At 64.1% G+C, this 25,433-nt stretch carries 21 protein-coding genes; 5 read left to right on the forward strand and 16 right to left on the reverse strand.

Annotated features, from left to right (window positions below; translation table 11 throughout):
- Positions 1-257: ATP-binding cassette domain-containing protein (locus LCF60_RS15090; RefSeq protein ID WP_292292875.1), on the reverse strand; the 257-nt coding region annotated here is incomplete at its 3' end.
- Positions 254-2,134 (reverse strand): dipeptide/oligopeptide/nickel ABC transporter permease/ATP-binding protein, encoded by a 1,881-nt coding sequence (locus LCF60_RS15095; protein WP_292292877.1) that lies wholly within the window; start codon positions 2,132-2,134, stop codon positions 254-256. The genes LCF60_RS15090 and LCF60_RS15095, both read right to left, overlap by 4 nt.
- A gap of 134 nt (positions 2,135-2,268) precedes the next feature.
- Between LCF60_RS15095 and LCF60_RS15100 the strand changes: the two genes are divergently transcribed.
- Entirely contained in the window at positions 2,269-2,610 is a 342-nt protein-coding gene (locus LCF60_RS15100; RefSeq protein ID WP_292292879.1) for a NirD/YgiW/YdeI family stress tolerance protein, read from the forward strand.
- Positions 2,611-2,627: 17 nt separating this feature from the next.
- On the opposite strand, the gene LCF60_RS15105 is transcribed toward LCF60_RS15100, so the two are convergent.
- Both LCF60_RS15105 and LCF60_RS15110 read right to left on the reverse strand, forming a co-directional pair.
- Positions 2,628-3,575 (reverse strand): ABC transporter permease, encoded by a 948-nt coding sequence (locus tag LCF60_RS15105; protein WP_292292881.1) that lies wholly within the window; start codon positions 3,573-3,575, stop codon positions 2,628-2,630.
- A gap of 89 nt (positions 3,576-3,664) precedes the next feature.
- On the reverse strand, positions 3,665-5,242 hold the full coding sequence (locus tag LCF60_RS15110; RefSeq protein WP_292292882.1) for an ABC transporter substrate-binding protein: 1,578 nt from the start codon (positions 5,240-5,242) through the stop codon (positions 3,665-3,667).
- A 102-nt stretch (positions 5,243-5,344) separates the two neighbouring features.
- Here LCF60_RS15110 and LCF60_RS15115 point away from each other — a divergent pair, with 102 nt between their 5' ends.
- Positions 5,345-6,040: a DUF1028 domain-containing protein gene (locus LCF60_RS15115; protein WP_292292883.1), complete on the forward strand. Its 696-nt coding sequence runs from the start codon at positions 5,345-5,347 to the stop codon at positions 6,038-6,040.
- Here LCF60_RS15115 and LCF60_RS15120 read toward each other — a convergent pair.
- From LCF60_RS15120 to LCF60_RS15145, 6 genes are all read right to left on the reverse strand, one after another.
- Complete coding sequence (locus LCF60_RS15120; RefSeq protein ID WP_292292928.1) at positions 6,027-6,740, reverse strand: FCD domain-containing protein; 714 nt, start codon at positions 6,738-6,740, stop codon at positions 6,027-6,029. The two genes, LCF60_RS15115 and LCF60_RS15120, sit on opposite strands and share 14 nt — an antisense overlap.
- 147 nt (positions 6,741-6,887) lie before the next feature.
- Positions 6,888-9,932 carry an efflux RND transporter permease subunit gene (locus tag LCF60_RS15125; protein WP_292292884.1) on the reverse strand — a complete coding sequence of 1,015 codons (3,045 nt, stop codon included), beginning with the start codon at positions 9,930-9,932 and terminating at the stop codon, positions 6,888-6,890.
- Positions 9,933-9,942: 10 nt separating this feature from the next.
- Positions 9,943-10,974, reverse strand: a complete 1,032-nt coding sequence (locus tag LCF60_RS15130) for an efflux RND transporter periplasmic adaptor subunit (RefSeq protein ID WP_292292885.1) — start codon at positions 10,972-10,974, stop codon at positions 9,943-9,945.
- A gap of 160 nt (positions 10,975-11,134) precedes the next feature.
- A complete protein-coding gene (locus LCF60_RS15135; protein WP_292292886.1) occupies positions 11,135-12,631 on the reverse strand; it encodes a TRAP transporter large permease in 1,497 nt (498 codons plus the stop codon).
- Positions 12,628-13,212, reverse strand: coding sequence for a TRAP transporter small permease subunit (locus LCF60_RS15140; RefSeq protein WP_292292888.1), 585 nt, complete (start codon positions 13,210-13,212; stop codon positions 12,628-12,630). Before LCF60_RS15140 ends, LCF60_RS15135 begins: the two co-directional genes overlap by 4 nt.
- A gap of 63 nt (positions 13,213-13,275) precedes the next feature.
- A complete protein-coding gene (locus LCF60_RS15145) occupies positions 13,276-14,310 on the reverse strand; it encodes a TRAP transporter substrate-binding protein (protein WP_292292889.1) in 1,035 nt (344 codons plus the stop codon).
- 149 nt (positions 14,311-14,459) lie between these two features.
- Between LCF60_RS15145 and LCF60_RS15150 the strand changes: the two genes are divergently transcribed.
- Positions 14,460-14,801: a RidA family protein gene (locus LCF60_RS15150; RefSeq protein ID WP_292292890.1), complete on the forward strand. Its 342-nt coding sequence runs from the start codon at positions 14,460-14,462 to the stop codon at positions 14,799-14,801.
- On the opposite strand, the gene LCF60_RS15155 is transcribed toward LCF60_RS15150, so the two are convergent.
- The 5 genes from LCF60_RS15155 to LCF60_RS15175 all read right to left on the reverse strand — a co-directional run bounded on the left by LCF60_RS15155 (position 14,792) and on the right by LCF60_RS15175 (position 20,584).
- A complete protein-coding gene (locus LCF60_RS15155; RefSeq protein WP_292292891.1) occupies positions 14,792-15,772 on the reverse strand; it encodes a 2-dehydropantoate 2-reductase in 981 nt (326 codons plus the stop codon). The two genes, LCF60_RS15150 and LCF60_RS15155, sit on opposite strands and share 10 nt — an antisense overlap.
- A 116-nt stretch (positions 15,773-15,888) precedes the next feature.
- Positions 15,889-17,418 carry an acyl--CoA ligase gene (locus tag LCF60_RS15160; protein ID WP_292292892.1) on the reverse strand — a complete coding sequence of 510 codons (1,530 nt, stop codon included), beginning with the start codon at positions 17,416-17,418 and terminating at the stop codon, positions 15,889-15,891.
- A 32-nt stretch (positions 17,419-17,450) separates the two neighbouring features.
- Positions 17,451-18,968: a tripartite tricarboxylate transporter permease gene (locus LCF60_RS15165; protein WP_292292894.1), complete on the reverse strand. Its 1,518-nt coding sequence runs from the start codon at positions 18,966-18,968 to the stop codon at positions 17,451-17,453.
- 15 nt (positions 18,969-18,983) lie between these two features.
- On the reverse strand, positions 18,984-19,472 hold the full coding sequence (locus LCF60_RS15170; protein ID WP_292292895.1) for a tripartite tricarboxylate transporter TctB family protein: 489 nt from the start codon (positions 19,470-19,472) through the stop codon (positions 18,984-18,986).
- Positions 19,473-19,594: 122 nt separating this feature from the next.
- Positions 19,595-20,584 (reverse strand): tripartite tricarboxylate transporter substrate binding protein, encoded by a 990-nt coding sequence (locus tag LCF60_RS15175; RefSeq protein ID WP_292292896.1) that lies wholly within the window; start codon positions 20,582-20,584, stop codon positions 19,595-19,597.
- Between the two features lie 165 nt (positions 20,585-20,749).
- Here LCF60_RS15175 and LCF60_RS15180 point away from each other — a divergent pair, with 165 nt between their 5' ends.
- Positions 20,750-22,156: an XRE family transcriptional regulator gene (locus tag LCF60_RS15180; RefSeq protein ID WP_292292897.1), complete on the forward strand. Its 1,407-nt coding sequence runs from the start codon at positions 20,750-20,752 to the stop codon at positions 22,154-22,156.
- 68 nt (positions 22,157-22,224) lie between these two features.
- Positions 22,225-24,393, forward strand: coding sequence for a selenide, water dikinase SelD (selD, locus tag LCF60_RS15185; RefSeq protein WP_292292898.1), 2,169 nt, complete (start codon positions 22,225-22,227; stop codon positions 24,391-24,393).
- On the opposite strand, the gene mnmH is transcribed toward selD, so the two are convergent.
- A complete protein-coding gene (mnmH, locus tag LCF60_RS15190; protein ID WP_292292899.1) occupies positions 24,375-25,430 on the reverse strand; it encodes a tRNA 2-selenouridine(34) synthase MnmH in 1,056 nt (351 codons plus the stop codon). The two genes, selD and mnmH, sit on opposite strands and share 19 nt — an antisense overlap.
- Between the last annotated feature and the right edge of the window lie 3 nt (positions 25,431-25,433).

The following is a 25,433-nucleotide window of genomic DNA, read 5'->3' on the forward strand; positions in this document are numbered from 1 at the left end:
AGCGCCGGGTCCGCCGTATCCAGCGTCTCTCCGTCGATCTCGATGGTCCCGGTGGTTGGCTCCAGCAACCCCACCAGCATCCGCGCGAGGGTCGATTTCCCGCAACCGGATTCGCCCACGATGCCGAGTGTCTCGTTCTGTTGGACGTCAAGCGTGACCGGATGCACCGCCTTGACCGACCCCTTGGCCCGGCCCAACAGGCTCCGTCCCACCGGGAAGGTCTTCGAGACGTCCGACAATCTCAGCGCATGTGTCATTCCGCCGCCTCGCGCGTGCCCTGTTCCGGATAAAGACACCGCACCTTGCGGTCGCCCTGCCAGTCCAGCGGAATTTCGCCGCGCCGGCACTCAGGCTGCACCTTGAGGCAGCGATCCGCAAAGGCGCAGCCCTCGGGCAGCTTGTCCACAACCGGCGGCAGCCCCGCGATGGCCTCGAGCCGCCGCTTGCCGCCGCCCAGTTCCGGCACACAGGCCATCAACCGCGCCGTGTAGGGATGACGCGGCGCGTGCAGGATGTCTTTCGTGCTGCCTTCCTCGACGATCCGCCCGGCATACATCACCGCCACTCGGTCACAAAGCTGGGCCACCACGCCGAAATCATGCGTGATGAAGACAATCGCCAGCCCGCGCGACCGCCGCAGATCGTCCAATATGGTCAGAACCTGCGCCTGTACCGTCACGTCGAGCGCCGTCGTCGGTTCGTCCGCGATGATGATGTCCGGGTCGTTCGCCAGCGCCATGGCGATGCCCACGCGCTGCCGCATCCCGCCCGACATCTCGTGCGGATAGTCCGTCACGCGCTGCTCCGAGTTGGGGATGCGCACCGCGCGCAGCAGCTCGACCGCCTTGGCCCGCCCCTCCGCCTTGCCGATGGGTCGGTGCGACCGGATCGCCTCGATCAGCTGGTCACCGACGCGGTAGAGCGGATGGAGCGTCGCCAGCGGATCCTGAAAGATATAAGCGACGTTGCGCCCCCGCATGTCGCGCAGCTGTCTGTACGGCGCCCCGATCAGGTCTTTACCATCGTAATGCACCGCCCCGCCGGTGATCACGCCGGGGGGCGAAGCGACCAGCCCCATCAGCGACAGCGCGGTCACGGATTTGCCCGACCCGCTTTCACCGATGATGCCCAGGCATTCGCCCTTTTCGACATGCAGATCGACACCGCCCACAGCGCGGTAGACGCGATCCTTGACATGAAACTGCGTCTCAAGCCCCTGCACCTCCAGCAACCCCTTGCCGGTTGGTTCAGGCACCGGGCCTTTCCGATCCACCTGCGTCGTCGCCATCGGCCGCGACAGTGCCCCGGACTTCAGCCGCGGGTCCAGCGCATCGCGCACCCCGTCACCGAGCAGATTGATCGACATGACGATGATCAGGATCATCACCCCCGGCACGATCGACGTATGCGGATTGGTGATCAGCGCCGACCGCGCCTCACCCAGCATCGACCCCAGATCGGCCTGCGGCGGCTGGCTTCCAAGGCCGAGAAAGGACAGCCCGGCGGTCTCAAGGATCATCCAGCCGATGGTGGTGGACATGGCGATCACGATCACCGGGATCACGTTGGGCAGGATCTCGGACAGGATGATCCGCGTGTTCGACAGGCCCGCCAGCCGCGCCGCATCGACGAATTCCTTGTGCGCGATGCCCACGGTGATGCCCCGGATGTTGCGCGCGAAGAACGGCACATTCACCGCCGCCACCGCGATCAGCGCGTTGAACAGCCCCGGCCCCAAAGCCGCGACGATCGCCAGCGCCAAGAGGATGTAGGGAAACGCCATCAGCATGTCGACGCCGCGCATGATGATGTTGTCGGTGCGCCCGCCGTAAAACCCCGCGATGATCCCGATTGCGGCACCAAGGGTCGCGGCCACAATCGCCGCCGCAAACCCGACTGCCAAGGACAACCGCGTCCCCCACATCAGCCGCGACAGCAGATCGCGCCCCAGATGGTCGGTGCCCAGCAACGCGCCCTCGGACAGGATCGGCTGGAACCGGTTGCTCGTGTTGGTCACGTCCGGGTCCGCCAAAGGCAGCACCGGCGTCAGCACCGCCAGGAGAACCACAACCGACATCAAGACCCCGCCCGCCAGCGCCAGCCGATTGCGCGCCAGAAGCGTCAGAAATGCCATGCAGCACCCCTCCCTGACATTTGCGTCATCGCCGCTTGTACTGGCGTCAAATTCACCCATTTCACGATTACGTGAGGTGCGACCAAATCCTCGCACGTACCAGACGCACACCATTCACACTTAAGGAAACTGCAATGCTCCGCACCGCTCTGACCGCCTTTTTCCTTGTCACCGGCTCCGCTCTTGCCGCGCAGACCGATCCGCTCGTTCCGATTGCAGAGGCCGAACGCGGCAGCTTTGTCACCCTTGCGGGCGAAGTGACCCGCATCCTGGACGAAGACACCTTTCGCCTGACAGATGCCTCCGGGGACATCCGCGTCTATATCGGACCCAACCGAATGCCCGTGCGCCCCGGCGACAGGGTCTCCATCTCGGGCTTCGTGGATGACGACCTGTTCGGCCCGCGCGAAATCTACGCCGACACGGCCCAACTCGCCGATGGCAGCACCGTCGCTTTCGACAGGCGCTACGACTGATCCACAGCGGCGCAAGGTCATGTCTTGATCCGCGGATCAAGCAGGCTTTGCGCCACGTCCACCGCGATGTTGAACAGCACGTAACAGGCCGCCACGAAGACCACGCCGCCCTGCACCAGCAGGATGTCGCGCGTCAGGATCGCATCGACCAGCATCCGCCCCACGCCGGGCCACTGGAAGACGATCTCGATATAGACTGCACCCGACAACACAAAGCCCGCCTGGATGCCCAGTACCGGGATGATCGACACCATCGCCGCCCGCAGCGCATGGCGCCAGATCACGCCGCGCTCATGCACGCCCTTGGCGCGCGCCGTGCGGATGAAATCCTGCCGCAACACCTCGAGCATGGCCGATCGTGACAGCCGCGCGATCACCCCCGTCGCCACCACCGCCAGCGCCAAGGCCGGCATGGTCAGATGCGAGATCAGCGCCCAGATGTCGCGCGCGCCATAGATCGGCCACATGCCCGACACCGGGAACCAGCGCAGGTTCACCGCAAAGAACAGGATCATCATCATGCCCAGGAAAAATGACGGGATCGAAATGCCCAGCAAGACGACAAAGGTGATCGCCTTGTCCGCCCAGCCATACTGGTTCGCCGCCGAAATCACCCCGGCGATGATGCCGAGGATCGAACACAGCACAAACGCCGTTCCCGCAAGGACCAGCGTCGCGTTGAACCGCTCAAGCACCTCGTCCAGCACCGGACGGTTGAGCGCAAAACTGGTGCCGAAATCCCCGGTCAGCATGTTGCCGAGCCAGATGAAATACTGCTGCACCAGCGTCTTGTCCAAACCCAGATCGCGATTGAGCTTCTCGACATTCTCCGGCGTCGCATAGCTGCCCAGGATCGCCGTCGCCGGATCGCCCGGGATCAGCGCCATGATCAGGAACACGATCACCGTGATGCCCAGAAGAACCGGGATCGCGGACAACAGACGTTTGAGGATGTAGCCGGTCACGAAGGACCCCTTCATCTTGCCGGGTAAACTCCGGGGGGTGTGGGGGGCTGGCCCCCCACCTTGTCGGGCGGGCCGCGCCCGCCCGAAGCCTAGTTCTTCACGACATCATCCAGAAGCAGGAAGAATGACGGCTGAAGCGAGAAATTCTCGACCGCCTCATTCGTCACCGCGTTCTGCTTCCAGTTCGCCACGAACACCCAGGGCGCGTCTTCCTGCACGATGGTCTGCATCTCCTTGTAGAGCCGTGCACGCTCCTCCTGGTCGGTCGCAACCCGCGCCGCCTCAAGCAACTCGTCCACCTCGGGGTTGGAATAGTAGCCCGAGTTGAACCCGCCCTGGTCCGGCCAAGCGGCGGTGCGCAGCGCCAAGAAAGGCAGCGTGTCGGGGTCGTTGGTCATCCACGCCATTTCGGCCATGTCCGCCTTGCCCTCGAGCCCGGGGTTCACCTCGCCAAGGAAGGTGTTCCATTCGTAGGTCTCGATGCTCACGTCAAAGCCCACCGCTTCGAGGTCGGCCTGGATGGCCGTGCCCATCGCCACGGGGTCCAACATCCCCGATCCGCCTTCGGTGACAAAAAAGGTCAGCTCCGCGCCCTCGGCCCCGGCCTCGGCGATCAACTCCCGCGCCCGGTCGGGATCGTAGGGATAGGGCTCCAGTTCCTCGTTATAGGCCCAGGCAAAGGCCGGCGGCGTCGGGCCTGCGGCCACTTCCGCGGTGCCTTCGAGCACCTCCTCGACCAGCGCCGTCTTGTTGACCGCATAATTCGCCGCCTGACGCACGCGGACATCGGCAAACGGACCTTCCTTGGTGTTCAGGATCAGGAACCAGACGTGCGGCCCGGCCTGTTCATGCACCGTGTAGCTGTCGCCCTGGAACTCCGACAGCGCCACGGGGGGCACCTCGACCATCAGGTCGATCCCGCCCGCCAGCATTTCCGCCGTGCGGGTGTTGGCATCGGTGATCGGCCGGAACACGACCGCTTCCAGTTCGGGCGCGCCGTCCCAGTAATCGGGGTTGGCCTCGATCACCACCGCCTCGTTCGACCGCCATTCGACAAAGGTGAACGGCCCGGTGCCCGACGGGTTGCGCCCGAAATCGGCACCGTGCTCCTCGACTGCTGCGGGCGACACGATCAGCCCGGTGGGATAGGCGAGGTTCGACAGGAACGGCGCATAGGGACCATTCAGCGTGAACCGCACGGTCAGGTCGTCCACCGCCTCGACGTTTTCCACCGCCGAGAAGAAGAACGCCAGCGGGAACGGGCCGGTGTCGTGATAGGGGTGATCCTCGTTCAGCATCCGGTCGAAATTGAACTTCACCGCCTCGGCGTTGAAATCGCTGCCATCGTGGAATGTGACCCCGTCGCGCAGGGTGAAGGTATAGACCGTTCCATCCTCGCTGATCTCCCAGTCCGTCGCCAGCGCCGGTTCCACCTCGAGCGTGCCGTCGCGGTAGCGTACCAGCCCGTCATAGACATTCATCAGGATGCGGAAATCGTTCACCGCGGTGACAGCCGCGGGATCAAGCGCCTTGGGCTCGGCGATCTGGCCGACGATCAGAACGCCGGGCGGGGTCTGTGCGGCAACGGGCGCGACCGTGCCAAGGGTCAGCGCCAAAGCTGTGCCCGCGGCCAGAAGGCTGCGGCGGGTGACGTGGAAAAGCGACATGGGTGACTTCCTCTCCTGAAGTTCAGCTTTTATTTATCATGATAAATTGCATCAGGCCAAATTTTCATGATAAATTCAAGCCTGACGAAAACGGAGCCGCCCATGACCCTTTCCATTCTGGCTTTCGATGAAAAAACGGGAGCTTACGGCGGCGCTGCAACCACCGGAAGCCTGTGTGTCGGCGGCTGGGTCCTGCGTGGCGATGCCGAATCGGGCCTGTCGGCGTCGCAGGGGTCTTTGCCCAGCACGATGTGGGGAACAGATGTCCTGACCCTGATGCGCGGCGGCATGAACGCTGCCGAGGCGGTGGCGAAGATCACGTCAACCGACGAAGGCCGCGCGGAACGGCAACTGGCGGCGCTTGATCCGCTTGGCAGCACCGGCCATTTCACCGGCGCGAACAGCATCCCCGTGGCCGATGCGCGCATTGCGACCCATGTCGTGGTGTCGGGCAACCTTCTGGCCTCGGCAAAGGTGCTGGAGGCCTGTCTCGACAGGTTCCTGACCGACGGCGGCTCCCTGGACACACGGCTTCTCAACGCGCTCGACGCCGCCTCCCGCGCCGGGGGCGACAGCCGCGGGCTGCTGTCAGCCGCCCTGCTGGTGGTCAGCCGCGCGCAGCCGCCGATGACCCTGCGCGTGGACCATTCCGAAACGCCGCTCACCGATCTGCGCGCCCTGCACAGCCGGGCCACGTCGGGGCTTTACGGCGACTGGGTGCGCCATGTGCCGACGCTCGACGACCCGCAGCGCAGCGCCCCCTTCACGGCAACCAGGGACCCGGTCACTCCGCAATGAAGCGTTTCATGACCTCGGCTTCCTGATCTTCCATCAGGTCGCGCGCCATCTCCATATGGCTGGCCATCACACGCCGGGCAGCCTCGGCATCGCCCGACCGAAGCGCGGCAATCAGGTCCAGCTGGTGATCGCGCCCGCGTTTCCAGAGGTCGTGGTTCGGCGTGGTGTAGAGCCGCTTGTAGACGGTCAGGTCGGTCAGGATCTGCGCCATGAAGCTGATGAAGAAACTCAGCAGTGCATTTTCCCCAAAATCCGACAGCCGCGCGTGAAACCGCAAGGACGCGACATGCTGCAACCGTTCTTCCCGCGCGTCCTTGGCCGGGGCGGCGTAGGTCTGCATGATCTCTTGAAGCTCGGCCAGCTGCGCCTCGGTCAGCTTGCCTGCCAGCGACGCCGCCATTTCCGGTTCCAGCGACAGCCGCACCGCGTAGATGTCGGCAATGGTGACGTTCTGGAAATAGAAGTAATTCGCCAGCAAGGCATGCGCCCGGTCGCGCGACACCTCACCGACGAAACTGCCCCCGCCCGGCCCGGTCTTGGTCTCGACCAGCCCTTGCGCCTGAAGGATCCGCATCGCCTCGCGGATGGTGCCCTTGGACATCTGGAAGCGGTCGATCAGCGCGGCCTCGCCGGGCAGCCTGTCGCCGGGCATAAGCCCCTGCTCGACGACCCAATCCTTGATCGCCTCGGCCACCCGCACCGGTCGGGACCGGCGTCGCGGACGTTCGGAGAGATCAGTCTTGGAGCCCGGTGTCATGGCGGCCTTTACGGTTGACGGCTGCCCCTGTCCGGGCAGCCGCGCCATGCAACCAATTTATCATGATGAATACAAGCCTCGCAGCCCCGCTCACGCCGCAGCCCGCTCAGCCTTCTTCGCGCTGCGCATGAAGAACGCATAGTAAAACACCGGGGCAGCCACCAAAGTCAGGATCGACGCAAAGGCCAAACCGCCCATGATCGTCACCGCCATCGACCGGAAGAACGCATCCCAGATCAGCGGCGTCATGCCCAGAATGGTCGTCGCGGCTGCCAGAACAACGGGCCGAAGACGCGATGTCGACGCCTCGACAATCGACTCCTTCAGCGACTGATCGGGCTTTTCCTCGCGCACGATGTCGATCTCCTCGACCAAGACGATCCCGTTCTTGATCAGCATCCCCGACAGCGACAGCAAACCCAGAAGCGCGGTAAACGTGAAGGGGAACCCGGTGCCCAGAAGCGCGAGACTGACCCCGTTGACCGACATCGGCACCAGAAGCCAGATGATCAACGGTTGCCGCAACGCATTGAACAGCAGGACCGAGATCACCACCATGATGATCAGGCTCATCGGCAATTGCCGCCCAAGGCTTTCCTGCGCCTGCGACGAGCTTTCCAGCTCTCCACCCCATTCCATCTTGTAGCCCGGCGGCAACTCCATCGCCTCGATGGTGTCCGTGACTTCGGTCTGGACCTGGGCCGCGGTCAGGCCCTTGACGATATCGGCGCCCACGGTAATCGTCAGAAGCCGGTCGCGCCGCATCAGCAGCGTGTTCTGCGGCTCGAAGGTCAGACCGTCGGTCACCTGTTCCAGCGGCACGAAGGCCTGTGCGTTCTGCGAATAGACCACGTGATCGGTCAGGGCCAGACCCGCCTCGGGATCGGCGCGCAGGACGATGGGAATCTGCCGATCCCCTTCGCGGTAGACTCCGGCCTCGATCCCCGTGGTTGCAAAGCGCAGGATTGACGTGATGTCGTCGCGGGTGATCCCCGCCTCCTGCGCACGGTCGGTGGCATAGACCGGCTTGAGCACCAGTTCCTGTTCGCGCCAGTCGATGCGCGGGGTCACGATGTTCTCCGAGGCCGCGGCAAAGCGCGCCATCGCCTCATCCGCCAGGTCGCGCAGCACCGTCGGATCGGAGCCGGAGAACCGCACCTGGATCGGATCGCCGCCACCGGGGCCGAAGGCCAGCCGTTTCGCGCGGAATTCCCCTTGCGGCAGGGTCTGCGCGGCGAAGTCCTCGAGATCGGCGATCAGCGGGGCGATCTGGTCGATCGTCTCGGTCCGCACGATGATGTGCCCATAGCTCGGGTTCGGGTCCTCGGCCTGGTAGGTCAGCATGAACCGGTCTGCCCCGCGCCCGACAAAGGCGGTGGCCGACACCACGTCCTGCTGGCCTGCCAGCCAGTCCTCGAAGACCGCGAGATCGCGCGAGGTTTCCTGAATCGACGCGCCTTGGTCCAGCTTGTAATGCACGAAGAACAGCGGCGTGTTGCTGTCGGGAAAGAACTGCTGCTTGATCTGCCCGAAGAGCATGAAACAGACCACCGTGATCCCGACCAGACCGAGGATCACCAGCCACCAGGCCCGCAACGCGCCGCGCAGGGTTGTGCCGTAAAGCCGGAAGAAAAACCCGCCATAGGCGTCCGTGTCCTCACCGGATCCGCGCTTGAAGAAATAATGCCCCAGAAGCGGCGTCGCCGTCAGGGCCAGCACCCAGGACAGCAAGAGCGATATTCCGATCACCGCGAAAAGCGAGAACAGGAATTCGCCGGTCGCGTCGGGGCTGAGCCCGATCCCGGCAAAGGCCATGATCCCGATCACCGTCGCGCCCAGCAGCGGGATCTGCGTCTTGCTTGCCGCCTCGTCCGCCGCGTCGCGCGAAGTCTTGCCGCGCCGCATGGCGATCTGCATGCCCTCGGCCACCACGATGGCGTTGTCCACCAGCATGCCCATCGCGATGATCAGGGCTCCCAGGGAAATGCGCTCCATCTCGATGGAAAAGATCGCCATGAAGAACAGCGTGCCCACCACCGTCAAAAGCAGCGTCACGCCCACGACGATCGCCGCGCGCCAGCCCATGAACAGCGCCAGCACGATCACGACGATGCTGACCGACATGGCAAGGTTGATCAGGAACGCGTTCGAGGCTTCCTCGACAACGACATGCTGTTGGTAGATCGGCAGCAACTCGACACCGACCGGGATTTGCGACGACAGTTCCGCCAGCTTGGCATCGGCGCGTTTGCCCACATCGACGATGTTTTCCGACCCGATCCCGGCAACCCCGATGGTGAACGCCTCGACGCCATTGTGCCGGATCATCAGGTCCGGCGTGTCTTCGCGGGCCCGTGTCACTTCGGCAAAGTCGAACAGGTTGAGGATCTCTCCGCCGACCCCGACGGTCAGCCCGGCAATTTCCTGAACCGTGTCATAGCCCTCCGGCCCCTGGATCAGCGTGCGCCCGTCCTCCGTCTGGATCGAGCCCCCGTCCACGACCGAATTCGCATTCGCCAAAGCGCCCTGGATCGCGGCCGGCGGGATGTTGAGATTGGTGCTCAGAACAAGGTTCGGCTCCACATGGATCACCTCGCCCGGCACCCCGGAAAGCGCGACATCGGCGACCCCGTCCACCGTCAGCAATTCGCGCCGCAGAAAGGTGGACAGATCGTGGATCTCGGCATCGGTAAAGCCCGGTGCGGTCACCGCGTAGTAGATGCCGTACACATCCCCGAACCCGTCGTTCACGAACGGCCTGCCCACGCCCGACGGGAGTCGCGCCGCCGTCACCCGGTTGCGCAGCTTGGTCCAGATCTCGGGCAGTTCCTCGCCGTCATACTGGTCTTTCATGTCCACGGTGATCCGCGACAGGCCGGGCTGGTTCACCGACCGCACCTCCTTGACCTCGGACATCTTCTGGATCTCGGATTCCAGCGGTTCCGACACTTCGCGCGCGACCTGCTGTGCGCTGGCGCCGGGATATTCGGTGATCACCACGGCGGTCTTGATGGTGAAGGCCGGGTCTTCGAGCCGTCCGAGGGTGAAGAACCCCCAGATGCCGCCCAGAAGCGCCACGAGCATGATGAGCCAGGTGAGGATCGGCCGGTCGATGGAGGCTTTTGCGATGTTCATGACGCGATGCTCAGTTCGAGAAGCCGGTAAAGCGCCTGACGATGTCGCCATCGCTCAGCTGGCTCACACCGCTGGCGATGATTTCCTCGCCGGGTTCAAGGCCGCCGACCACCCGGACATCGCCGCGACTGCTCGGCTCGATCTCGACCGGGCGAAGCGACACCGTGCCGTCATCGGCGCCCCTGGGGGTGAAAACCATCACGTTGGGGCTGCCATCATTACCGGTCGCCACCGCCGAGGCCGGGATGCGGATATCCCCGGCCATTCCGGTGATCCTCGCATGGACCGTCACCGACGATCCTGGCAGGATCGACTGATCCTCGGGCGGCGCCATGCCCAGCGTGATCTGGTAGGTCTGGCCGACCTGCGATGTCTCGGCGTTGAATTCGCGCGGCGTCACCGGATACCGCGTCTTGTCGAACGGAAACTGCGCCCAAAGCTCGGTATCGGGGTCTCTGCCGGCCCGCTGGAACAGGATCTCCGGCACTTCGATATCGATCCGGAGTTCGGACATGTCATGCAGGCGCGCCACCGGCGTGCCGGGCGAAATCGTCGAATAATTCGCCACGTTCCGAGACGCGACCAAGGCGTCGAACGGGGCATGCAACGTCGCGTTCTGCAATTCCCGCTGGGCATTGCGCACCGCGATTTCCGCCAGTTGAAGCGAGGTCTTGGCATCGTCCACCGACACCTGGCTCACCGTGCTGCCTTCAAGCTTTTGCAACCGTTCCAGCGTGCGTTCGGCCTGGTCCTTCTGCACCCGCGCCTGATCGAGCGCCAGTTCGAACGGCTCAAGGTCAAGCTGGGCGACGGTGTCGCCCTGGGCGATCCGGTTGCCTTCGATCAACGGCAGATCGATGATCTGGCCGCCGACCTGAAACGCCAGATCGACGGTTTCCTTGGCAACCACATGACCGAAGAATTGCCGGATCACCGCGCCATCGGTCGAATTGACCTCGATGATCTTGGCCAGCCGGGCCTCCTGCGCAACGGCCAGGGCCGGGACCAGAGAGATCAACAACATAACAAGAAGACGGCGCATGACTGAGCTCCAACGGATCAGGAATTTCCCGTCAGGATGGCGCGAATCCTCGGCCGCACCCTCCTGACCTGCGCGATATCTAAACTGATCGGTTCAGTTTTCCAGAGGAAATATGGTGCGATCGCTGGTAACACCTGTGCGAAAATATGCAGTCGGCGTGTCAATAGAGCCAGAACAGCGTGATCGCCGGGAACAGAACGAGCAGTATGACCCGCAGGATATCCGAGGTCACGAACCAGATCACCGCCTTGTAGGTCGCCATCATCGGCGTGTCACGATCCATCGAGTTGATGATGAAGAGGTTCATCCCCACCGGCGGCGTGATCAGCCCGACCTCGACCACGATCAACACGAGGATCCCGAACCAGATCGCCACCCATTCGGCCTCGATCCGGTTCGCCATGCCCTGGGTCACACGGATGTCGAGCGCCTGCATCTGCTCGCGGGTCAGTTCGATCCCGCCGGCAATCGCCGCGTTGATCGACCCCAGCATCTCCTGCGTCATGCCCTCGGGAATGCCGGTCGCCAGCACCGCGCGCGCCGCATCGGCCTGCATCACCGCCAGATCGACAAAGCCGAAATCCATGACCGAGATCACCGGGAAAAAGATCGGGATCGTCAGCAGGATCATCGACAGGCTGTCCATCAGGCAGCCGAACACCAGGTAGAAGAGCAGGATGAGCGAAAGCACCATGTAGGGGCTGAGCGCCATCTCCACGACCCAGTTCGACAATTCCTGCGGCACCTGTGTCAGCGCGAGGAACCCGTTGTAGAACGCCGCCCCCAACACGATGAAGAAGATCATCGCGGTGCTCACGGCGGTCTGGATGATGCTCTGCTTGAACACGTCCCAGCTCAGGTTGCCCGAGACCAGCGCGATCAGGCCCGTGCCCGCCGCCCCCACAGCCGCGCCTTCGGTCGGGGTGAACCAGCCAAGATAGATGCCGCCGACGACCAGCCCGAAGACAAGCAGAACCGGCCACACGTCGATCAGCGCGCGCATCCGGTCAGCGTAAGGGACCGGGTCGCGATGCCCCGCGGACTCGGGGTGACGGCGCACGTAAAGCGAGATCGTGATCATGTACCCCAGCGCCGCCAACACCCCGGGGATGAAGGCCGCCAGAAACAGCTTGGCGATGTTCTGTTCCGTCAGGATCGCGTAGATGACCAGGATCACCGACGGCGGGATCAGGATGCCCAACGTGCCCCCCGCCGCCAGTGTCGCTGTCGAGAATCCGCCGGAATAGCCGTTGCGCCGCAATTCGGGCAACGCCACCCGGCTCATCGTGGCGGCGGTGGCCAGCGACGACCCGCAGATCGCCCCGAACCCCGCACAGGCCCCGACCGACGCCATCGCGACCCCGCCCCTGCGGTGGCCCAGCCAGGATTCCGCCGCCCGGAACAACGCCTGCGACATGCCCGAAAGGGTCGCGAACTGGCCCATTAACAAGAAAATCGGAATAATCGACAGGGAATAGCTGGAAAACGTTGAATATGTCTCGGATTTCAGCCGCGCCAGCACCACGTCCGGACTGCCCAGCGCCAGCCACAGCCCACCGATCCCGCAAAGCAGCATCGCCAGCCCGATGGGCGCGCGCAGAAAGATCAGCACCAGCAGGACCGGAAAGGACCAGATGCCCAGTTCGAGCATGCTCATGTCGCGTCCGCTCCCGGGTCCGGCAGGATCGACCGCCCCGTCGCGGCCAGCGTCACCCGCCCGAGCGAACAGTAGATCGCGGTCACCGACGCGACCAGCGCCGCCATGAAACTGGCGGCATAGGACCACCAGACCGGGAATTGCAGCAGGAAGGTGGTTTCCCCGTTGGCGTATTTGTCGGCCAGACCCGCTGACAGCCGCCAGGTAATCAACAGGATCGCCAGCGTCAGCACCACGTCCCAGAACGCCACCAGCCACGCATTCGCCCGGTCCGACAGGCGCGATGTGAACACATCGACCGTGGCATGGCCCGCATACAGCTGGCAGATAGGCAGAAAGGCGAAGATCGAAAACGCGATCCCCGCCTCGACCAGTTCGAAATCGCCCGTCACCGGCCCGACGCCAGTTGCGATCAACCCGTCGGCAACCCCCTGCGACAGCGTCGTCAGCCAGTCGCTATGGCCCATCGAATTCAACCCGCGTCCCAGCACCGATACGCAGGTCAGCAGAACCAGCGCCGTCAGGACAACGCCGCCAAGAATGGCCATCGCCCGCGCGAGGCGCTCAATCGCCCGTGTCATGCCGCTCTGCCCCCTGCCGTGTTGCGCGCCGCCCGAAATCCTTTGCGGACGACGCGCACCGCTTTACTGCGTGTTGTGCTTTTCCAAAAGCTCATTCGCACGCGCGATCAGGGCATTTCCATCGATGCCCTTCTCGTCCATCTCGGCGATCCACTCGGCGGTGGTGGCCTCCGCCGCTGCGCGCCACGGACCGGCCTCTGCCTCGGACACGGTGATCAGGTTGTTGCCCATGTCCAGCGCCGCCTCGCGCGAGGGCATATCATCCGCCTGCATCTGCGTGCCGGCCATCCGGCTGAACTCGGCCCCCGACTGCGCGTCGATCACCGCCTTGAGATCATCCGGCAGGCCTTCGTAGGCCTCCCTGTTCATCGCGAAGATGAAGCTCGTGGTGTAGATCGCGTCGCCCTCGAACTCGGTATGGTTCTCGACCAGCTCCGCCACCTTGAGCGCGCCTGTCACCTCCCACGGGATCACCGCACCGTCCACGACGCCTTTCGACAACGCCTCGGGGATCGCCGGAACCGGCATGCCCACCGTGGTCGCGCCCAGGTTGGTGAAAAGCTTGTTCGTGACCCGCGTCGGTGCCCGCAGCTTGACCCCGTTGAGATCGTCCGGAGTCGTGATCGGATCGGCGGAATGGATCACGCCGGGGCCGTGCACCCAGACACCCAGAACCTTGAAATCGGCAAAATCCTGATCCATCATCTGCTCTTCGGCCAGTTCCCAATAGGCCGCCGACATGTCGCCCGCATCGGTCATGGTAAAGGGCAGCTCGAACACTTCGGCGCGCGGGAACCGCCCCGGCGTATAGCCCGCCACCGTCCAGATGATATCGGCCACGCCATCAATCGCCTGGTCGATCAGTTGCGGCGGCGTGCCTCCCAGCTGCATCGACGGGAAATGCTGGATCTCGATCCGCCCGTCCGACGCCTCCATCACCCGCTCGGCCCATGGCACCAGCACGTTCTTGGGCACATTGGCCTGCGCCGGCAGGAACTGGTGCATCCGCAGCGTGACCTCCTGCGCGAAAGCTCCTGTGCCCAGCGTCAGCGCCAGTGCGGTTGTGCCAGCGAGCCTGAGAAATGCGCGCTTGATCATTGTGGTCTCCTCCCTGTTTTTCTTCCGATATAAACGCACGAAGCGCGCGCCGATTCCAAGGAAAAACTGGCCGGACCCTGGCGCAGGGTTCTGGACAATCCGCACGCTTGCGGCAAGTGTCGGCGCAAGCAACCGACAGGAGTGGACCCATGATCGAACGGCAAGAGACCGGCCAGCGCATGAGCAAGATCGTCAAACACAACGGCACCGTCTATCTCTGCGGCCAGGTCGGCAGTGGCGACACCGTGACCGAACAGACGCAGGACTGCCTCGCCCGCGTCGATGCGCTGCTGGAACAGGCCGGATCGTCCCGCGACCAGATCCTGCAGGCGATCATCTGGGTGTCCGACATGGCACATTTCGCCGAGATGAACGCGGTCTGGGATGCCTGGGTGCCCAAAGGCCACGCCCCCGCCCGCGCCTGCGGAGAGGTCAAGCTGGCCCGCCCCGAACTCAAGGTCGACGTGATCGTGACCGCCGCCTACGCATAAAGCCCGGCGGTCCGCGCCCGAAGCTGCACCAACGCCAGCACCGTGTCGATTGTCGGTGTTGGCACATTCACAACGCGGCCCAGTTCCTGCACAGACCCCACCAGCGCGTCGATCTCCATCGGACGGCCCTGATCCAGATCCTGCAACATCGACGTGCGGTGCGCGCCCACGGCGGCGCCGCCGTCGATCCGCCGCTCCACGTCGATGGGGAACTTCACACCCAGCGCCTCGGCAATCTCCTGCGCCTCGAGCATCATGCCCCGCGCCACCGCCCGCGTGCCCGGATCGGTGCACAGCACATCCAGCGTCGCATGGGTCAGCGCCGAGATCGGGTTGAACGACAGGTTCCCCCAGAGCTTCACCCAGATCTCGTCGCGCAAGCGCGGCCGCACCGGCGCCTTGAGCCCCGCCGAGGACAACGCCTGCGACAGCGCCACCGCACGTTCAGATTTCGACCCGTCCGGCTCGCCCAATGAGAAGCGGTTGCCCTCGATATGCTTGACCACACCGGGCTCGATCACCTCCGCCGCCGGATAGACGACGCAGCCCAGCACCCGGTCCGGACCAAACCCGTCCCATTGCGCATTGCCCGGGTCCACGCTCTCGAGCCGCGTGCCCTCATGTGCGCCACCGATCTTGTGGAAATACCACCACGGCACGCCGTTCACACCGGACACGATCGTGGTGTTCGGCCCGATCAACGGCTGCATCTTCTCCACCACGGGCGGCACCGAATGCGCCTTCAAGGTGACGATGACGTAATCCTGCTCCCCCAGGCTGGCCGGATCGTCCGAGGCGGTCACCGACACCACGGTCTCCTGGCCACCCTCTTCGATCAGCTTCAATCCACCCGACTGCATCGCCGCCAGATGCGGCCCACGCGCCACGAGGCTCACATCGGCCCCCGCCTGCGCCAGCTTCACCCCCATGTAGCCGCCGATGGCGCCCGCTCCGAATACACAAATCTTCATCGCTCACCCCGAAACGATCCGCCGATAGTCCGCGAACCGCTCCGCCTTCATCTTGCCAAGTAAACTCCCGCCGGAGGCTCCCGCAAAAGCCACCCGGCGCTTCATCAAACCGCCTCTCAGGCGGGCTCCACCAGCCCCAGCTTTTCCGCCAGTCCGATGCGCTGCATCTTGCCCGTGGCGCCTTTCGGGATCTCGTCGAGGATGATCACCTTGCGCGGGACCTTGAAATCGGCCATCCGCTCGGCGGCGAAATCGCGGATCTCGCGCTCGGTGGTCTCGGACCCTTCGGCCAACACGACCGCCGCGGCCACCTCTTCGCCAAGCTTGGGATGCGGCACCGCAAAGGTCACCACCTGAGCGACGCCCGGGTGATCCAGCAAAACGCCATCCACTTCGAGCGGCGAAACCTTTTCGCCGCCACGATTGATGATCTCCTTCAATCGTCCCGTCAGATGCAGGAACCCGTCCGCGTCGAACGCGCCCTGGTCGCCGGTTCGGAACCAGCGCTTGCCATCCGCCTCGAAGAAGTTCTTGGCATTGGCGTCGGGGTTGCTTTCATAGCCCGGTGTCACGTTGGGGCCGGAAATCACCACTTCGCCGGTGCCGTCGATCAGCCTGTTCTCGGTCTCATGGGCCACGCGCACTTCGGGACCGGCGGCCACACCCACCGCGCCCGGCTTTTGCCGCTCGAACGGGTTGCAGCACATCTGGTGCGCTGCTTCTGTCATGCCGTAGGCTTCGATCACCGGCGCGTTGAAGGTTTCGTGCAGCGCCTCCATCACCTGCGCGGGCAAGGATGCCGAGGAGGATCGCAGGAACCGCAGCGGCACCTCTTCGATCACGTCCGCGTTGCGCTTGGCCCGGCTCAGGATCGCCTGGTGCATGGTCGGCACGGCGGTGTACCAGGTTGGCGTCGCCTCGCGCATCCAGCCGAAGAAGCGCAGCGCGTCAAAGCCCGGCGCACACCAGATCGACGCCCCCACCGACAGCGACGCCGACACAGCGGCCAACAGACCGTGAATGTGGAACAGCGGCATCACGTTCAGGCAGCGATCCTCCGACGTCAGGTTCAGGGATCCGGCGATATTATGCGCGGATGCCGCGACGTTGGACTGCAACAGCGGCACGATCTTGGGCCGCGACGTGGTGCCCGAGGTGTGCAGGATCAGCGCCACGTCATCATCCGTCGGATCGCTGGCAGGCAGCGCCGCGCCGGTCGCGCCATCCGCTGTGAGGGTAAACGCCCCCGCCGCAGCATCGTCTGCCACAATTGTGCGCAGCACCATCAGCCCCAGGGACTGCGCCGCAGCCAGTGCCGGGCCGTCATAACCCTCTGCCAGCACGATCGCCTTGGCACCCAGATCCTCGAGGTAGAATGTGTACTCGTCTTCGCGATAGGCCGGGTTCAGCGGTGCCGTGGTCGCCGCCTGTGCAATCGTCACAAAGGCCGATGCCATGTCCGGCCCGTTCGGCAGCACGATGGCCACCCGGTCGCCTGGCCCGATCCCGAAGCCGCGCAAGCTGGCGCTCACCTCGGATGACAGATCGCGCAGCCCGCCATAGCTGAGCCAGTCTCGTCCCGGTGCCCCCAATGCCTTGGCATCGGACGCGTGTCCCTCCAGCAGTGCCTTGACGTTTGTAGCCATGCCCTGTCCCCTTTTGTCGTCAGAAATTCAGTTTATTCCGCCGGAGCGACGCTCCGCCGTCCGCCCTTGCGCAGATACTTAACCAAAGGCAGCACAAAGAAAAGTGCCGCGATGGCAATAAACGTGCCCGAGAGTGGCCGTTCGATGAAGGCAAGCACGTTGCCCTGCTCGGAAATCAGCGTCTGACGGAAGCTTTTCTCCATCAGCGGGCCAAGCACCAGAGCCAGGACCAAAGGCGCCAGCGGGTAATCCGCCTTGCGCAGCAGGTAGCCCGCAACACCAAAGCCCGCGATCAGCCAGACGTCATGCATTTTCTGGCTCGGAGCGAACCCGCCCACGATGCAGAGAACCATGACAATGGCGCAAAGGACCGTAAACGGCATCCGCAGCGCCCAGACGAAAAGCGGGATCAGCGCGATGTTGATCGCCACGGCGGCAAAGTTCGCGGTGTAAAGCGACGAGATCAGACCCCAGACGAAATCCGGCTGTTCGATGAACAGCATCGGCCCCGGCATCAGCCCCCACATCACCATTCCGCCCAGCAGAAGCGCGGTGGTCGGCGATCCCGGAATGCCCAGCGTCAGCATCGGCAAGAGCGACCCGGTCGAGGCGGCGTTGTTCGCCGTTTCGGGCGCGGCCACGCCTTCGATATTGCCCTTGCCAAAGCTTTTGGGATCCTTCGACGTGGACCGCGCGATCCCGTAGGCCATCAGCGCGGCGGGCGTCGCGCCAGCGGCGGGCAACATGCCCACGAAGAAGCCCAGGAACGACCCGAGGCTCATCGTGCGCCACATCCTGTTCATCGTGCGGATGCCGTCGCCGAGATCGCGCAGCGATATCTTGGCCGGTGTGACCTGCGGCGCGGTGCGCGAGGATTCGATGGTGTAGAGGATCTCGCCGATGCCGTAGACGCCGATGGCCAGGACAAGGAAACTGACGCCCGAATAGAACCCCGGAAGATCACCGAAGATCAGCCGTGGCTGGCCGGAAATCAGGTCGAGGCCGACGGTGCTCAGCACCAGCCCGAGACAGATCATGATGATCGTCTTCAGTTTGTCGTCGCCGCCCAGTCCGACAAAGGTGGTGAACGCCATCAGCACCAGCGCGAACTCCTCGGCCGGGCCGAAGGCCAGCGCCAGGTCCGCAAGCGGCACCGCGAACAGCGTGAACAGGACAACCGAGATCGTGCCGCCGACAAAGGACGCCACCGCCGCCGCGATCAAGGCCAATCCGGCCTTGCCCTGCTGCGCCATGGGCCGCCCGTCAAACGTGGTCGCCACCGCCGTCGACGCGCCGGGTATCCCCAGCAGGATCGACGAAATCGCGCCGCCATACATGGCCCCGTAATAGATGGCGCACAAAAGGATGATCGCCGAGCTGGGCGGCACGATGAAGGTCAGCGGCAGCACGATGGCCACCCCGTTGACCGACCCCAGACCGGGCATCGCCCCGATGAACAGACCGGCGGTCACACCAAGGATGACAATCATCAGGTTGATCGGAGAAAGCGAGGTCGCAAAACCATCCGCAAGAAGTGCCAACGTTTCCATGATCTCAGCCCCCGATCAGAAGAACATTGCGTAAAGCGGAAAGAACAACGGTTCCGTCACGCCTTTGGGCAAGAGAATTTTCAAAGTCACTTCGAAGAAGAAGAACAGGAACACCGGCGTCCCGATGGTCAGGGCCGCGGTCAGCACCCAGCCATGTCGACCGTAGATCTTGATGTACCAGAAGATGAACAACGGGATCGCGATATAGGCCCCCAGAACCGGGATCAGCGCGATGGTCACAAACAGCGCGACGACAACCAGGATCACGCTGCGCAACATCTGGCTGTCGAAGAAATGCTGTGACGACGGGGCCTGCATCAGGCTTCGGATCAGGACTCCGCCTGCGGACAACAACATGATCAGCGACAGCCAGAACGGAAAGGCACCGCCCCCCGGCCCACCCGTCATGCCATTCCACCCGATCGGCAGCGCGATGGCGTGCCACATGAAATAGGCGGATAGCGCCATGATGGCGATGGCGATCACTCTGTCTGCGATGAGCATGCCTGTCTCCCCGAACAATCTGAATTGGTTGCTGCCGGACCACCCTGCCCGGTCGTCAAAACAGGCCGGGGCACTCTGCGCCCCGGCCCGACACCAGTCACCTGGTGCGCCTCATATCCGCGTCAGGACGCGCCGTCGCCTTCCATGTCGGCCAGGATCGCCGCATGCTTTTCGCGCTCTTCGAGGAAATAGGCCTGAAGTTCGTCACCGGACAGGAAATCCGCCATCAGGGCTTTTTCCCTGGTGTAGGTCTGCCATTCTTCGGTTTGCGACAGGTTCTTGAACATCTCGGTGTAATAGGCCACCGCCTCGGCCGGCATGCCCTTGGGGGCCACGAAGGACCGCTGCATCCAGTAGACGATGTCATGGCCAAGCTCTGTCGCCGTCGGCGTGTCCGGGAACACGTCAAGCCGGTTGGGTGTCATCGCCATGATCGGGCGCATCTTGCCGGCCTGGTAGAAGCCCAGCGCTTCGGAGGGGTTGTTCACGGACGAATCGATATGGCCGCCGACCACGTTCTTGGCCACGTCACCGCCGCCACCGAAGGGCACATAGGTCACCTTGATGTCGAATTCCTTTTCGAGCATCGCCGTGACAAGGCTGTCTTCCTGCCCGGTGCCGGTGCCACCCATCTTCCATTCGCCACCCGACGCCTTCACGGCGGCCACGAAATCATCCAGCGTCTGGACATCGCTGTCGGCGTTCACCCACAGCACGAAGGTGTCCAGCGCCATGCGGGCGATCGGCTGGAATTCCTCGATATCGACGCCGATATCGGTGCGCAGCGGCGTGGTGTAATAGCTGTTGAGCGTCGCCATGATCTTGTGCGCGTCGCCCTCGTTGTCCTTGAGATAGCGCAGCGCCTCGGCGCCCGACCCGCCACCCTTGTTCACCGGCAGGACCGGCATCGACGCAAGCCCTTCCTTCTGGATGATCGACTGGAACAGCCGCGCCAGACGGTCCGCACCGCCACCCTGACCGGCCATGATGACCATCTCGATCGGCTTTTGCGGCTTCCAGCCTTCGGCGAGGGCCGATGTGGCTCCGGCGGCGATCATGGCAATGGAGGCAACTCCGGCCAAGGCTGCGCGACGTGTTATTCTGTAGATCATGTAATATCCTCCCGATCAAAAAGCCCGCTCCCGTCAGCGGCAATCGCCACCAATCCTCCTTCGGACTTGGAGGATAGATACCGTTTTGAAATATAATTTCACGTTTAATGCGGTCGGGATGTTAATTCTTGCCATTACAATTTTATTTTCTGTAATGTTGTAAACATGAGCAAGACCTTCGTTGGCCCCCAGTTGCGGCAACTGCGCCGCCAGAACAAGCACACGCAGGCCCAGATGGCGCAGCGGCTCGGCATCTCTGCGGCCTATGTAAACCTCTTGGAAAACAACCAGCGGAGCCTGTCCGTGCAGGTGCTTGTCGCTCTGACCGAAGCCTACGGCGTCGACATGCGCAGCCTTGTCACCAACACCGAGGCGACGAAACTGGCCGATCTGCGGGCCGCCGTGCGCGATCCCGCGTTTGGCGACGACCCGCCCGACCTGACTGAATTGCGTGGCGCGCTGGATCACGCGCCCACACTGGTCGAGCGTTTCCTCCATTTGCATCAGGCCCACCGGTCGATGGCCGAGCAGTTCCGCCGCCTGGCCGGCCAGGCCGCCGGCGGCGACCTGCGGTTCAAGACGCCGGAAACCGCGATCCATGACGTATTTCGCGCGCATGAAAACCACTTCGATCCGCTTGAACGGCAGGCCGAAGATCTGCGCGCACGGCTGGGCGGGTCGCATGACGACATGTATGCGCTGCTCAAACGCCACCTGCGGCTGGAACACAGCGTCACCTGCACGGTGCAAAAACTGTCTGACATGCCCGGCGCGCTGCGTCTGTTCCGCGAAACCGATGGCATCGTGAACCTGTCCGAAGCGTTGGACCATCCCAACCGCGTGTTCCAACTGGCGCATGTCATCGGCCTGCTCGAAGCGCGCGACACCGTGCAAAGCTATGTCGCCGCCAGTGGAATCGCCGCCGATGCGGGCCGCGCGCGGCTGACCGTCGAGCTGACCAACTACTTCGCTGCGGCGCTCCTGATGCCCTATACCGAGTTCCTGGCCCTGGCCGAGGCGACCCGCTACGACATCGACCGCATCATCCTTGGCTTCGGCGTCAGTTTCGAAATGGTCTGCCAGCGGCTCACCACCCTGCAACGCGATGGCCAACGCGGCATCCCGTTCTTCTTTCTGCGGGTGGACCGCGCCGGCAACGTGTCGAAACGGTTCAACGCCACCACGATCACGCTGGCCGAAGAGGGCGGCGCCTGTCCCGTGTGGGACATTCACGGCGCCTTTCAGGTTCCGGGCCAACTGCTTCCGCAATTCGTCGAGATGCCGGATGGCGGGCGGTTCTTCACCCTGTCGCGCACCTCTGACCGGCCCGTGGTCGGAGCACGGTTGCAGGAACGCCGCCTTGTCGTCGCCATCGGCTGCGACATCGACCAGGCGCATCAGGTCGGGTATTCCCAGCGCTTCAACATGGACGACAAGACCCTCTTCGCCCAGATCGGGACAAGCTGCCATGTCTGCCCGCGCACTGCCTGCCCCCAACGCGCGCATCAACCGCTGCACGTGACGCTGCCCGTCGACGCCAACCGGCGCGGACAGACTCGTTACGAAAGTTGACCGCCCGTCGCATGGGCGCGCGCGAAACCGCATGCTAAGTCCGGTCCGAATACCAAAGGACCACTTACATGCACACATCCTCCCTGCCGCTCACCCGGGATCTGGTCTTGATCGGCGGAGGCCACACCCACGCGCTGGTGCTGCGCAAATGGGCGATGAAGCCGCTTCCCGGCGCGCGCCTGACGCTGATCAATCCCGGTCCGACCGCGCCTTATTCCGGCATGCTGCCGGGGTTCGTCGCGGGGCATTACACCCGCGCACAGCTGGACATCGACCTAGTCCGCCTCGCGCAGGCCGCCGATGCGCGGCTGATCCTCGGGTCGGCCACCGGCATTGATCCTGCAAGCGGCACGATCCGGATCGACACCCACCAGCCCGTGGGCTTTGACATCTGTTCGGTCGATGTCGGCATCACCTCTGACATGCCCACTTTGCCGGGGTTCGCAGAGCATGCAATCCCGGCCAAACCGCTTGGCCCGTTTGCGGCAAGGTGGGACGTTTTCCGCAACGGTGACGGTCCGGCCCGCGTGGCGATCATCGGCGGCGGCGTCGCCGGGGTCGAGCTTGCCATGGCGATGTCCCACGCCCTGAAAAAGCGCAACCGCCCTGCCACGATCCACCTGATCGAGAACGCGACGGCCCTGTCCGCCCTGCCCGCCAAAAGCGCCCGGGCCCTGCGCGACGCAATGACGGCGCAGGACATCACGCTGCATGAACAGGCAAGCATCACACAGCTGTCCGCAAACGAGGTCCACCTGAAAGACGGGCGCAGCATCACCGCCGATTTCATCACGGGCGCCGCAGGGGCCCGTCCCTATCCGTGGCTGGCCGAGACAGGACTTGAAACCCATGACGGATTTCTCACCGTCAATAATCGCCTGCAAACCAGCGACCCGCGGATCTTTGCCGTTGGCGACTGCGCACACATGGCCCACGCCCCGCGTCCCAAGGCGGGCGTCTATGCCGTGCGTCAGGCACCTGTTCTGCTACATAACCTCGCCTCCTCTCTCTCTGGTGGCCCGCTCAAGCCCTACATCCCACAAAAGGATTACCTGAAGCTTATTTCGCTCGGAAAAAAATCCGCCCTTGGTGATCGGTTCGGCCTGACCTTCACCGGCGGCTGGGTCTGGGACTGGAAAGACCAGATCGACCGTAAATTCATGCGCCAATTCAATGATTTGCCCAAGATGCAAACCCCCGCGTTGCCCTATCCCCGCGCCAAGGGCGTGCCGCAGGCGATGGGCCCTAAACCCCTGTGTGGTGGCTGCGGGGCGAAACTGGGCCGCGACGCGCTGTCCAATGCGCTTGCCACGCTCGAACCCACGCGGCGCGCGGACATCACGCCGCTGCCCGGCGACGATGCGGCGCTCCTGACCACGGGAGGCACGCGGCAGGTTTTCACCACCGATCATCTGCGCAGCTTCTGGTCCGATCCAGCTGTCATGGCGCGCATCGCCACCCATCACGCCTTGGGTGACATCTGGGCAATGGGGGCCGATCCGCAGGCCGCGACCCTGTCGATCACCCTGCCGCGCCTGTCCGAAGCCCTGGCTCAACGCACCCTGACCGAGATCCTGACCGCCGCTCAGACCATCCTGCAAGACGCAGGCGCCGAGATTGTCGGCGGGCACAGCACGCTGGGCGATGAACTGACCATCGGGTTGGCGGTCACCGGCCTGTGTGACCGGGACCCGATCACCCTCAAGGGCGCAGAGGACGGTGCCGCGCTGATCCTCACCAAACCCATCGGCACCGGGGTGATCATGGCAGCCCTCATGTCGGGCAAGGCGCGGGGCGCGGACGTGGCAGGCGCGCTCGACTCGATGCAGCATGGCCAGAAAACCGCGGCCTCAATCCTGCGCGACACGGCGCAGGCGATGACCGATCTGACCGGGTTTGGCCTTGCCGGGCACCTGCAGAACCTCTGCATGGCCTCGGGGCTGTCGGCCACGCTGACGCTCGACACGGTGCCCCTGCTGCCCGGTGCACTGGACCTGTCGGAGCGGGGAGAGCATTCTTCGCTTTACGCAAGCAATCGCGCCGGATTTTCAAATATTCCGGACGACCCGCAGACCCGACTGCTGTTTGATCCGCAGACAGGCGGCGGGCTGCTCGCCGCGGTTCCGGCGGATCAGGCCCGGCAGATCGTCGCAAACCTGTGGCAAGCGGGCCACCCCGACACCGCGATCATCGGGCATTTGCAGACAGGTCCGGCGGGTCAGGTCTCCATCGCCTGAAGCGCCGCTTCGATCTGCCCCGCGACCCGGTCAAGATGCGCCGGCGACAATCCATCGGTCTCGACCCGTGCCCTGACCGCCGGCGCCATCGCCTTCATCGACTTGGCATAGGCCGGATCGTAGTGATCCTCCATCAAGGACCGGGTCAGGGATCGCGTGTCGCCCGCCGCACTCAGCCGGGTCCACTGCGCCACCAAGGCCTCGCCGCGATGTGCCTTCAGCGGAGCCAATTGCGCTTGCAGCGTTACCGTGTCCGACAGGATGTCGTCATAGGCCCGCAGCAGGTAGTCCGTGCGCGCCTCCAGAGGTGCCGCAACCTCGATCCACGGGGCGATCTTCATCGCCTCCCAAAGCGATGGCGGCAACAGGATCTGCCCGATCTTGCTGCTTTCCGCCTCGACGATCACCGGGCGCGTCGGATCAAGGCGGCACAATTGCCCGGCCAAGGCGCTTTCGAACGCCTTTTGCGCCGGTTGATCCCCCATCGACCCCAAGAGCGACCCGCGGTGGTTCGCCAGCCCTTCGAGGTCGATCACCTGCACGCCGCGCTCCGCCAGCAGCGGCAGCAGTTCGGTTTTGGCGGTCCCGGTATACCCGCCCAGTTGCACGAACCGAAACGGCAGGGGATTGCGATGCAGCATGTCCACGACCATGCGCCGATAGGTCTTGTATCCGCCTTTGATCACGTCCGACCGCCAGCCGATTTCGCCCAGCAGCCACGCGAACGACCCGGACCGCTGCCCGCCGCGCCAGCAATAGACCAGCGGCTTCCACGCTCCGTCATGATGTGACAGGGACGTTTCGATATGGTTGGCCGCGTTGCGAAACACCAGGGCCGCGCCCAGCTTGCGGGCATCGAACGGGCTGACTTGCTTGTAGATCGTGCCTACGCGCGCGCGTTCCTCGTTGTCCAGAACCGGCAGGTTGATCGCGCCGGGCACATGGTCTTCGGCGTATTCCGCCGGGCTGCGCACGTCGATCACGGTATCGAACCCGTGGTCCAGCAGGTCAGGCAGCGTGGTCGGGGTCAGCGGCATGGC

Source organism: Marivita sp., assembly GCF_020055635.1.
In the GTDB taxonomy this organism is placed as follows: domain Bacteria; phylum Pseudomonadota; class Alphaproteobacteria; order Rhodobacterales; family Rhodobacteraceae; genus Marivita.